Annotated in this window: 12 protein-coding genes; 4 read left to right on the top strand and 8 right to left on the bottom strand. The window is 78.1% G+C overall.

What is annotated here, in order from left to right:
- Positions 1–83 precede the first annotated feature (83 nt).
- From ABZS80_RS23880 to ABZS80_RS23865, 4 genes are all read right to left on the bottom strand, one after another.
- The gene (locus tag ABZS80_RS23880; protein ID WP_355059113.1) at positions 84–662 is read right to left on the bottom strand and encodes a GNAT family N-acetyltransferase; all 579 of its coding nucleotides are present in this window, start codon (positions 660–662) and stop codon (positions 84–86) included.
- Positions 659–1,390, bottom strand: a complete 732-nt coding sequence (locus ABZS80_RS23875; protein ID WP_355059112.1) for a monooxygenase — start codon at positions 1,388–1,390, stop codon at positions 659–661. The genes ABZS80_RS23880 and ABZS80_RS23875 overlap by 4 nt, the downstream gene beginning before the upstream one ends.
- A complete protein-coding gene (locus tag ABZS80_RS23870) occupies positions 1,387–1,875 on the bottom strand; it encodes a YbaK/EbsC family protein (protein WP_355059110.1) in 489 nt (162 codons plus the stop codon). Before ABZS80_RS23870 ends, ABZS80_RS23875 begins: the two co-directional genes overlap by 4 nt.
- Before the next feature lie 106 nt (positions 1,876–1,981).
- On the bottom strand, positions 1,982–2,707 hold the full coding sequence (locus tag ABZS80_RS23865) for a TetR/AcrR family transcriptional regulator C-terminal domain-containing protein (protein WP_355059109.1): 726 nt from the start codon (positions 2,705–2,707) through the stop codon (positions 1,982–1,984).
- Positions 2,708–2,780: 73 nt separating this feature from the next.
- On the opposite strand from ABZS80_RS23865, the gene ABZS80_RS23860 reads away from it, so the two are divergent.
- Positions 2,781–3,971, top strand: coding sequence for an FAD-dependent monooxygenase (locus ABZS80_RS23860; RefSeq protein WP_355059107.1), 1,191 nt, complete (start codon positions 2,781–2,783; stop codon positions 3,969–3,971).
- Here ABZS80_RS23860 and ABZS80_RS23855 read toward each other — a convergent pair.
- From ABZS80_RS23855 to ABZS80_RS23840, 4 genes are read right to left on the bottom strand one after another with little or no spacing between them, the layout of a single operon-like run.
- On the bottom strand, positions 3,953–4,288 hold the full coding sequence (locus ABZS80_RS23855) for an FAD:protein FMN transferase (RefSeq protein ID WP_355059253.1): 336 nt from the start codon (positions 4,286–4,288) through the stop codon (positions 3,953–3,955). The genes ABZS80_RS23860 and ABZS80_RS23855 overlap by 19 nt on opposite strands.
- 9 nt (positions 4,289–4,297) lie before the next feature.
- Positions 4,298–4,756 (bottom strand): FAD:protein FMN transferase, encoded by a 459-nt coding sequence (locus ABZS80_RS23850; protein WP_355059105.1) that lies wholly within the window; start codon positions 4,754–4,756, stop codon positions 4,298–4,300.
- Positions 4,757–4,758: 2 nt separating this feature from the next.
- Positions 4,759–5,214: an FMN-binding protein gene (locus ABZS80_RS23845; protein WP_355059103.1), complete on the bottom strand. Its 456-nt coding sequence runs from the start codon at positions 5,212–5,214 to the stop codon at positions 4,759–4,761.
- Between the two features lie 20 nt (positions 5,215–5,234).
- Complete coding sequence (locus tag ABZS80_RS23840) at positions 5,235–6,641, bottom strand: ferredoxin reductase family protein (protein ID WP_355059101.1); 1,407 nt, start codon at positions 6,639–6,641, stop codon at positions 5,235–5,237.
- 469 nt (positions 6,642–7,110) lie between these two features.
- Between ABZS80_RS23840 and ABZS80_RS23835 the strand changes: the two genes are divergently transcribed.
- The 3 genes from ABZS80_RS23835 (at position 7,111) to ABZS80_RS23825 (ending at position 10,339) form a co-directional block, all read left to right on the top strand.
- Positions 7,111–7,614 carry an SAV_6107 family HEPN domain-containing protein gene (locus ABZS80_RS23835; protein WP_355059099.1) on the top strand — a complete coding sequence of 168 codons (504 nt, stop codon included), beginning with the start codon at positions 7,111–7,113 and terminating at the stop codon, positions 7,612–7,614.
- 164 nt (positions 7,615–7,778) lie between these two features.
- Positions 7,779–8,549, top strand: coding sequence for a hypothetical protein (locus tag ABZS80_RS23830; protein WP_355059098.1), 771 nt, complete (start codon positions 7,779–7,781; stop codon positions 8,547–8,549).
- A complete protein-coding gene (locus ABZS80_RS23825) occupies positions 8,546–10,339 on the top strand; it encodes a DNA polymerase Y family protein (RefSeq protein WP_355059096.1) in 1,794 nt (597 codons plus the stop codon). The genes ABZS80_RS23830 and ABZS80_RS23825 overlap by 4 nt, the downstream gene beginning before the upstream one ends.
- Positions 10,340–10,341 lie beyond the last annotated feature (2 nt).

The following is a 10,341-nucleotide window of genomic DNA, read 5'->3' as shown; positions in this document are numbered from 1 at the left end:
GCAAGCCCGGCTCACTCCTCGCGCTCACGGCGTCCCCTCGGGTCGCGACTGCGGGGCTCGCAAGCCCGGCTCGCTCCTCGCGCTCACGGCGTGCCCGGTGCCGGGGCGCCGCCCGGGCCGGGCGGGGGCAGCGGCAGGTCCCGGCCGAGCACGCCGAACGGCCGCTCGTCGCCGGGGAAGTGGAAGTGGCGCAGGATGTCGACGAAGCCGAACCGGCGGTAGAGCCGCCAGGCCCGGGACTTCTGCTCGTCGGCCTCCGGCGTGGAGAGCAGGGTGGTGCTGCCCTCGGCCATGGTGAGCAGCGCGCGCAGCTGGCCGGCGCCCAGGCCGTGCCCCTGCGCGGGCGGGCGGACGTGCAGCTCGACCACCTCGAAGCAGTGGGCCAGCCAGCGCTGCCGGGCCTCGGCGTCCAGCGCCCGGTGCACCTGGTCGTGCCACCACTGGCCGGCGGCGCCCAGGTAGCCGTACCCGAAGCCGGCCAGGTGTCCCTCGGTGGTCAGGCTGGCGACGGCGCGGAAGCCGGGACGGCGGACGTGGGTGGCGATGTAACCGCGCCGGGCCTCCAGCAGGTCGGCGCGGTAGCCCATGGCCTCGCCGTAGACGGCCACCACGTCGTCCAGCCGCCGGACCAGATCGTCCGGCGTCCACCGCACCAACCTCATGCGTTCCCTCTCGCCGTTTCCGGGCCGCTCCCGGGGGCGGCCCATCCCAGCACCGCGCGGTCGCCGACCACGTCGGCCACCGCGAACCGCGCGAACAGTTCCTCCGCGTACCAGCCCTCGGTGGGGGTGCGGGTGATCGCCGCCCGGTGCTCCGGGTGACGGTACGCGAACGCGACGAGGTCCGCGGCGTCGCGCCACACGCTCACCGTGCCCTGCCAGCCCAGCGGGGCCTCGCCGACGCCGAACCGGGCGAGCAGCCCGGGCGCGGTGTGCAGGGCGGCGGCGACCGGCGGGACGGCCCGCCAGAAGGTGACCGCCCGCCGGGCCCGCAGCCGGGCCCGGGTCAGCGCCAGCACCGGCCCGGTGACCCGACCGCCGGGCGGCTCGCCGAACGGGCGGCGGCCGGACCACTCGCCCCGGCTGGTCAGCGGGCGCAGCTCCACCCGCACCCGGGCGCGGGCGAGCCGGGCCCAGGACCGACCCACCGGGGAGGCGTCGAAGCCGGCCGCCGCGGCGGGGGAGTCCCACACCACCAGGGCGGCCCACCGGGTCAGGTCGGCGTCGCCGGGGCCGAAGCCGGTGCCGGTCCCGGTGCCGAGCAGCTTGGCGAACCGGACGCCGGGCAGCCGGCGCAGCCGCGCCGGGTGGGTCGCCATCCGGGCCAGCGCGCCGGGGACGGCCGTCCGGGGGATCCGCCACACGTGCAGCGTGACGAGGTCGGGAGTCACGCCACCTCGTGCGGGGTGCCGGCGGTGAGCCGCAGCAGCTCCGCCTGCGTGGTGGGGAAGACCGCCCGCGGCACGCCGCCGGCCGCCCACACCTCGTCGTACGCGGCCAGCGCGGTGTCCACGAGGGTGCGCAGCGGCTGCGGGTGGCCGACCGGGGCGACCCCGCCGATGACCTGGCCGGTGTGCCGCTTGACGAACTCGGGGGTGGCCCGGCGCAGGTGGGTGACGCCGAGGGACGCGGCCAGCCCGGCGGTGTCCACCCGGTGCGCGCCGGAGGTGAGCACCAGCAGGGGCGCGTCGTCGGCGTCGAAGACGAGCGAGTTGGCGATGGCGCCGACCTCGACGCCGAGCGCCTCGGCCGCCGCGGCGGCGGTGTGCACGGCCTCGGGCAGCAGGCGGACCTGGCTCGGGCCGCCGGAGCCGTCCCGCGCGCCCGCGTCGTCGAGCGCCCGCTGCACCGCCTGCACGTTCGGGTGTGGCTGCATGCCCCTCATTCTCCCCACCCCTCCCGGTCCCACGCCCCCGCCCCGCCCCCGGGCGGGTCGATCATGACGTTGTTGTCACGACACGCCGGCGGCCGGCGCGACGACGTCATGATCGTCGGGTCGAGCGGGCGGTGATGAGCGCCTCGATGCCGTCGAGGATCCGGGCCAGGCCGAAGTCGAGGGCCGCGTCGGTGGCCTCCGGGTCGGTGTCGCGCAGGGCGGCGTCCAGCGCCGGGAAACGGTCCTCCCGGCCGCGGATCAGCATGCCGAAGCCGGCCTCCCGGCCCGCGTGGGGCGCGTCGTCCGGCGCCGCGTGCTGGGCCAGGTTGCGGGCGTGCCCGACCAGGAGCACGGCGACGTCGAGCTGCTCGGCACCGGTCAGCCCGGTGCCGGCGAGGGCGGCGACCACCCGTTCCAGCCAGGCCAGCTCGTGGGGGCCGGGCAGCCGGGGGCCGACGGTCGCCGCGTGGGCCCACGGGTGCCGGCGGAACCGGTCGAAGAGCTGCCGGGTCCAGTCGTCGAGCTGGCCGCGCCAGTCGGCGCCGGCCGGCGGTGGGGGCGGCTCGCCGACCGCCGTCTCCAGCATGAGCGCCACCAGTTCGGCGCGGCCCGGCACGTACCGGTAGAGCGCCATCTTGGTGACGTCCAGCGACTCGGCGACCCGCTGCATGGTCAGCCCGTCGAGCCCGTCGGCGTCGGCGATGGTGATGCCGGCGCGGGCGATCGCGGCCAGCGTGAGGGTGGGGCGCGGCCCGCGCCGGGGGGCGGTCGGTGCCCCCCACAGCAGCTCGAACAGCCGGCCCTGGTCGACGCCACCGGTCTCCACGGTCACCCCTTGTCCTCGGTCCGAAACTGTGTCTACGATACTCTGTATCCGAGGGACACAGTTTAGAACGGGGAACGACATGCCCACTCCACTTCGCGGTTTCCGTGTGCTCGTCTCCGGCGCCGGGGTCGCCGGCCCGGCGGTGGCCTGGTGGCTGACCCGGCACGGGGCCGAGGTCACCGTCGTCGAGACCGCTCCCGCGCTGCGGACCAGCGGCTTCGCGGTCGACTTCCGCGGCCCCACCCACCTCGGCGTGCTCGCCGCCATGGGGGTGCTCGACGAGTTGCGCGCGGTGCAGACCCACGCCGGCGCCATGAGCCGGGTGGACGAGCACGACCGGGAGATCTTCCGGCTGCCGGCCGAGTTCGCCGGCGGCGAGCTGGAGGTCCTCCGCCGGGACCTGTCCCGGATCCTCTACGAGCGCGGCGCCGACCGGGTCGGGTACGTGTTCGGCGACCGGATCACCGCGCTCACCGAGACCGCCGACGGGGTGCGGGTCGACCTGGCCCGGGGCGCCTCCCGCACCGTCGACCTGGTGATCGGCGCGGACGGACTGCACTCCGGCGTGCGCCGGCTGGCGTTCGGGCCCGAGTCGGCGTACGTCCGCCACCTCGGCTACCACCTGGCCGGCTGGGACGTGCCCGGCGATGGCGGCTTCGACGTCGTCCCCCGGCAGTACAACGTGCCCGGCCGGATGGCCAGCGTGGCCGCCGACCAGCGCGACCCGGGCCGGGCGGGCGCCCTCGTCGTGTTCACCTCACCCCGGCAGGACCACGACCGGCTCGACCTCGACCGCCAGAAGGCGTTGATCACCGACGCCTTCGCCGGGCTGGGCTGGCACGTGCCCCGGCTGCTGGCCGGCCTGCGCGCCGCGCCCGAGCTGTACTTCGACGCGATCGCCCGGGTCAGCGTGCCCCGCTGGCACGCCGGCCGGTCGGTGCTGCTCGGCGACGCGGCCTGGGGGGTGACCCTCGGCGGGATGGGGGTGGGCACCGGGCTGGTCGGGGCGTACGTGCTCGCCGGCGAGCTGGCCCTGGCCGGCGGCGACCACCGGGTGGCGCTGCCCGCGTACGAGCGGCGGATGCGGGCCTACGCCGGCCGCTGGCAGCGCGGCGCCAGCCCCGGCCACTTCCTCGCCCCGGCCACCGGCTGGGGGCTGTGGCTGCGGGACCGGCTGCTGGCCACCCGCCCGGTCCAGTCGCTGCTGGTCCGCAGCACCGGCTCGCTGGCCACCGAGGCCGACCTGCCCGACTACGCGGCCCGGGTCTGAGCCGCCGGTCGGGAGCCGGGCCAGTTCGGGGTGCCCCGGACCCCGCCGGCGGCGTCCACCAGCAGGGCCGCGTACCCGTCGAGGGTGGCCAGCCAGTCGAGCGCGTCCGCGCCGCGGGCGACGGCCGCGGTGGCGTACACGTCGGCCCACAGCAGTTCGGGGCCGACCACGGTGACCGACCGGACGGCCTGGGCCGGCCGCCCGGCGCGCGGGTCGGTGATGTGCGCGCCGCGCCGCGCGGTGCCGGACGTGGCGACCGCGCCGTGCGGGCGGGCGACGACGTCGAGCAGCCGCTCGGGGCGGTCCGGGTCCTCGATCCCGACCCGTCAGGCCGGCCGGCCCGGCGCGGTGCGCAGCAGCACGTCCCCGCCGGCGTTGAGGCACAGGTCGTGGTCGGGCAGCGCCAACCAGCGCGCGGCCCGCTCCACGGCCCACCCCTTGACCAGGCCGGACGGGTCGAAGCCGGTGCCCCCGCCGGGCAGCGGCAGCCGCCGGGCGTCGAACCACCCGCCGGTGCGGACGCGAGCCGCCTCGCAGCGCTCGACCACCTCGCGCACCAGCGGATCCGCGGCGGCCGGGTCGGGCGCTGCCCCGCCGAGCCGGCCCAGCACGCTGTCCGGCCGGTACGTGCTGAACGTCGCGTCCACGTCGCGCAGCTCGGCGAAGACCTGCGCCACCCGCCCGGCCACCGCGTCGGTGCGCACCCCGGGGCCGCGCAGGTGCACGCTCACCGGCAGCCCCATCACCTGCGCCACCCAGGCGCGCCGGTCCGGTCCGTCGGTCATGGTCAGCCCAGGTGCGCCGCGTCGATGGCGGACTGGAGGGACTCCCGGTAGCCGTCACTCGTGACGGTGGCCCCGGAGACGGTGTCGATCCGCGCGCTCTGCGCGGCCAGGGCCTCCTGCCGCAGGATCGGCACCGCGTAGTCGTTGATCTCCTGGTCCCGGTGGTTGCCGTCCGGCACCTGGAGCACGGCGACGTCGGTGATCCTCCCGCCGGAGACGGTGATCTTCACCTGCACCGGCCCCCACCGGGTCTGCGCCACCGAGCCGGTGGCCGTGCCGTCGCCGTCGCCGCCGCCGGTGCCGTCGCCCGCGCCGCGCCAGGTGCTGCCGGCCGCGCCGTCCGCGCCCGAGGTGATCGCGCTGCTCTCCCCGCCCGCGCCCATGGTGCTGGTCCGGTAGCTGAACAGCAGCACCAGCGCCGCCACGGTGGAGAGCAACCAGCCGGTGATCCGTCGCACGGATCCTCCCTTCCCGCCTGTCACCAGGCGAACCGTTCGTGGTGGACGTGCGCGTCGGGGACCCCCGCCGCACGGGTCGCGGCGCGGGCGGCGTCGACCCAGCCGTCCGGTCCGCAGAGGAAGACGTCGTGGCCGGCGACGCCGGGGGAGAGCCGGCGCAGCGCCTCCGCGTCGGGGAGCCCCTCGGCGTAGGCCGGCAGCCAGGACGGGCGCGCTGCCCGGGGGCCGACCAGCTGGTGCACGACCAGCCCGCGCTCCGCGGCGAGCCGGTCCAGCTCCGCCCGGAAGGCCAGGTCGTCGGGGGTACGCGCGCGGTGGAGCAGCACCGCCTGGCCGGGCGCGTACGGCAGCTCCCAGAGCAGCGCCAGCAGCGGGGTGATGCCGACCCCGCAGGCCAGCATGGTGATCCCGCCGCCGCGCCAGTGCTCCCCGGTCAGCCGCCCGTACGGCCCCTCGACGAGCACCCGCGTGCCGGGGCGCAGGGCGGCCACCCGGGCGCTGCCGTCGCCCAGGTCCTTGACCGTGATCCGCATGAGGTCGCCGTTCGGCGGCGCGGACAGCGAGTACGGGTGGGCCCGGGACCAGCCGGGGCCGTCCAGGAACCGCCAGAGCAGGAACTGCCCGGCCCGGACGGGCAGCCGGTGCAGGTGGCGCCCGCGCAGCCAGACCGAGGTGATCCCGGGCGCCTCGGTGACCACGGCGGCCACCTCGATCCGGTGCCGCAGCGAGCGCCAGGCGGGCAGCCCCAGCCGCCAGACCAGCACGCTGGCCAGTGCCAGCAGGTAGACGGTCCACCAGTAGGCGCGGGCGAGCGGCGAGGCGACGAAGTCCGCGCCGGTCCAGAGCTGGTGCGGCAGCGCCAGCGCGACGCCCAGGTACGCGTACAGGTGCAGCAGGTGCCAGGACTCGTAGCGCAGCCGGCGCCGGGCCGCGCGGACCGAGGTCACCACCACGAGCACCAGCAGGGCCAGCGCCGCGGTGGCCAGCAGCATCCCCGGGTACGTGACGACGAGGTCCCAGGTCTCGGCGAGCACCCCCCGGCGGGCGGTGCCGGCGTACCCGAGGACGGTCAGCAGCACGTGCGCCAGGAGCAGGTGGAACGAGGTGAAGCCGGTGAGCCGGTGCCAGCGGGCGATCCGGTCCTGGCCGAAACGCCGCTCGATCAGCGGCACCCGGGCCATGAGCACGACCTGGACGAGCATCAGGTCGGCGCTGACCAGGCCGGCCAGCCGGCCGAGCGAGGTGAGGCCGGTGGCCGGACCGCCCAGCAGCTCCTGCACGCCGCGGCCGGCGGTCCAGAGCGCGGTGACCACCAGCAGGCTGAGCGCCGCGGCGCCGCCGGCCACGTCGGCCCACCAGGCCGGGGCCGCCGGCAGGGTCCGGCGCGGGGTCCGCCGGCCGGCGACGGCGGTACGGCTGACGTTCATGCCGTCAACCCTGGGGGCCGGAGTTCGGCGGCTCCTTTGCCGGTGCTGTGCGCGCCCTGAGAATCCGGCCGTCTCCCCGCGCGTCACACGTTGCGTTTTCGTCGGAGGGGAGGTGTACTGTCAGAGCAGTTAGAACGAGTGTTCGATTCAGTCGTACGCTCGTTCCAACGTCCGGGAGCGGTGTTTCGCGGCTCCGGCTCCCGGGAGGTGCGGTTCCGCGGACCGCACCGGGCTCCGGACAGTCGCGAGTCCGGACCCGTCAAGGCAGGATCGTCGCCCGCCGCCCACGACCCCCGGGCGGCGGGCGACGGACCCGCCGGTACGCCGGCCGGGTGTGGTGTGGGGAAGCATCCACACCCGGCCGGCCCCCACCTGGTGCGTCTTCCTCCGCACCGCCCGTTCCGGGCGTCCCGGGCGACGGTTCCCCGTCGCGCGGCCGCCCCGCCCCGGCCCACGCGGAGGAGAGACCATGCCGACCAGTCCGGCCCAGGCGCCCACGGTGCCCGCGCACGTGCTGCCGCACCGCACCCCCGCCCAACTGCTCGTGGTGGCCCGCCACGGGCTGGCCGAGGCCGCCCGGACCCGCCCCGACGGCCTCCGGTACGCCGCCGCCCACCTCGCCGCGCTGCGCGCCGCCGCCGCCCTGCTGGCCGCCCGCGCCCGCCCCGCACCGACCCGGCGCAACCGGATCACCAGCGTCTGGGTGCTGCTCGCCGCCGTCGCCCCCGAGCTGGACGAGTGGGCCGCCTACTTCGCCGCCGGGGCCAGCAAGCGGGCCGCCGCCGAGGCCGGCATCCCCCGGGTGGTCACCGTCCGGGAGGCCGACGACCTGCTCCGCGCCGCCGAGGAGTTCGTGACCGTGGTGGAGACCGCGCTCGGCCTGGCACACCAACCGGCGCTCAACGAGCCGCACCGGCCCCTCCGGCTCGGCGTTCCTGACGCCACGCCGCGGCCCGGAGCAGCCGCCGCCTGAGTCGCGGCGCCCGACCACCACCGGCGGGACCCCGGGTGGCCGGGCGCCGCTCCCGGCGGCGGCGAACACCCCGCGCCGGGCCGCACGCGCGTCCCGCACCGCACGATCCAAGCACCATCCACGGGCCGGTGCCCGTGGTGAACACACGACGGGGGGTAGGTCCGATGGCGGGCCGCATGGTGGTCGGTTCCGCCGCCCTGGCCGAGCTGGTACGCCCGGCCAGCGCGCCCGACCCGGCGGGTGGCCACCGGGTGCTCCCCGTCCGGCCCGAGCTGACCGGGCTGCTGCCCAACCGCGGGCTGCGGCGCGGCAGCACCATCGCGGTCGGCGCCGGCCAGCCCCGGCGCAGCGGCGCCACCTCCCTGATCCTCGCCCTGCTCGCCGAGGCGTCCCGGGCCGGCTCGTGGTGCGCCGTCGTCGGCGTGCCCACCTTCGGGGCGGGCGCGGCGGCCGAGGCCGGCATCGCCCTGGACCGGCTCGCCCTGGTGCCGAACCCCGGGCCGGAGTGGCCCACCGTCGTGGCCGCGCTCATCGACGGGGTCGACGTGGTGGTCACCGCCGTGCCGACCACGGTCTCCGCCTCGGTCGCCAACCGGCTGGCCGCCCGGGCCCGGCAGCGCGGCAGCGTGCTCGTCCCGTACGGCCGGTGGGACGGCGCGGACGTGACGCTCCAGGTGGTCCGCGGGGTCTGGGAGGGGCTCGGGGCCGGCCGGGGCCGGCTGCGCCGCCGGGAGGTGACCGTCTCGGCCCGCGGCCGGGGCGCGGCCGCCCGCCCCAAGGAGATCAAAGTCTGGCTGCCCGGCGACGAGCTGACCCGGGTGATCCCCCGGTCGACCGGCGCCGGCGCCGTCCGCGCCGCCGCGCCCCGGCGGTTCCGCGTGGTGGGCCCGGCCGCTGCCGCCGTCCGGCCGCTCACCGTGGTCGGGTCGGCATGAGCGGTGCGCCGGCGCGGACCCTGCTGCTCTGGTGCCCGGACTGGCCGGTCCTCGCCGCCGAGATCGTCGACGGGGTGCCGGCCACCGACCCGGTCGTGGTGCTGCACGCCAACCGGGTGGTCGCCTGCTCCGAGCGGGCCCGCGCCGAGGGCGTCCGCCGGGGGCTGCGCCGGCGGGAGGCGCAGGGGCGCTGCCCCCAGCTCACCGTCGTCGACCACGATCCCGCCCGGGACGCCCGGGCGTTCGAGCCGGTGGTGGCCGCCGTCGAGGAGGTGGTCGCCGGGGTCGAGGTGATCCGCCCCGGGGCCTGCGCGCTGGCCGCCCGGGGCCCCAGCCGTTACCTGGGCGGCGAGGAGGCGGCGGCCGAGCGGATCGTCGAGCACGTCGCCCAGACCTGCGCGGTGGAGAGCCAGGTCGGCATCGCCGACGGAGTCTTCGCCGCCGGGCTGGCCGCCCGGGACGGGCGGATCGTGCCTCCCGGCGGGACCCCGCAGTTCCTGGCCGGCCTGCCCGTCGAGGCGCTCGGCCGGCCCACCCTGACCGACCTGCTGCGCCGGCTGGGCGTCCGCACCCTCGGTGACTTCGCCGCGCTGCCCGCCGGGGACGTGCTGGCCCGGTTCGGCTTCGACGGGGCGCTGGCCCACCGGCTCGCCGCCGGCCGGGACCACCGGCCGCTCGCGGTCCGGCAGCCGCCCGCCGACCTGACCGTCACCGCCGACCACGACGAGCCGATCGACCGGGTCGACGCCGCGGCGTTCGCCGCCCGGACGCTGGCCGAGCAACTGCACGAGCGGCTGGCCGCGCACGGGCTGGCCTGCACCCGGCTCGGCATCGAGGCGGTCACCGCGCACGGCCAGGAGCTGCACCGGGTCTGGCGGCACGACGGCCTGCTGACCGCCGCGGCCATCGCCGACCGGGTCCGCTGGCAGCTCGACGGCTGGCTCTCCGGCAGCAACGGCCGCGGCGGCGCCCGCCCGGCCCGCCCCACCGCCGGGATCATCCGGCTGCGGCTGGTGCCGGACGGGGTGCTCGCCCAGGCCGGCCTGCAACCCGGTCTGTGGGGGGAGACGGGCGAGGAGCGGGAGCGGGCGCACCGCGCGTTGAGCCGGGTGCAGGGCATCCTCGGCCCCGAGGCGGTGGTCACCGCCGTGCTCGGCGGCGGGCGCTCCCCGGCCGACCAGGTGCGCCTGGTCCCGTGGGGCGACGAGCGCCTGCCCGCCCGCCCCGGCCCGCCACCCCTGCCGGCCGCCGAGCCGTCCCGGCCGCCGGTGCCGACCGGGCCGGCGGTGCCGACCGGGCCGGCGGTGCCGACCGGGCCGGCGGTGCCGACCGAGGCGGCGGTGCCGACCGGGCAGTTCGGGCCGGTCCGTGCCGGTGCGGTGGCGCGGCCCGCCGGGGTCGGTGCGGTGGTGCGGTCCGGCCGGCGCGGCGGGATGGCGCGGTCGGGCGGGGCGGCGCCGGTGCCGCCGTGGCCGGGGCGGATCCCGCCGCCCGCGCCGGCCGTGGTGCTGCCCACCCCGCTGCCGGCCGCCGTGCACGACGCCGCCGGCGAGCCGGTCGTGGTCAGCGCCCGGCTGGCGGTCAGCGCCGCGCCGGCCCGGCTGACCGTCGGCGCCGGCCGGCCGGCCGAGGTCGTCGGGTGGGCCGGCCCGTGGCCGGTGGACGAGCGCTGGTGGGCGCCGGCCGAGGCCCGCCGCCGGGCCCGGTTCCAGGTCTGCCTGGCCGACGGGGCCGCCCTGCTGCTCGCGGTCGAGGGCGGCCAGTGGCTGGTCGAGGCGATCTATGACTGACC

Source organism: Micromonospora sp. NPDC005305, assembly GCF_040607315.1.
In the GTDB taxonomy this organism is placed as follows: domain Bacteria; phylum Actinomycetota; class Actinomycetes; order Mycobacteriales; family Micromonosporaceae; genus Micromonospora.
This window is presented reverse-complemented; position numbering and strand designations above follow the sequence as displayed.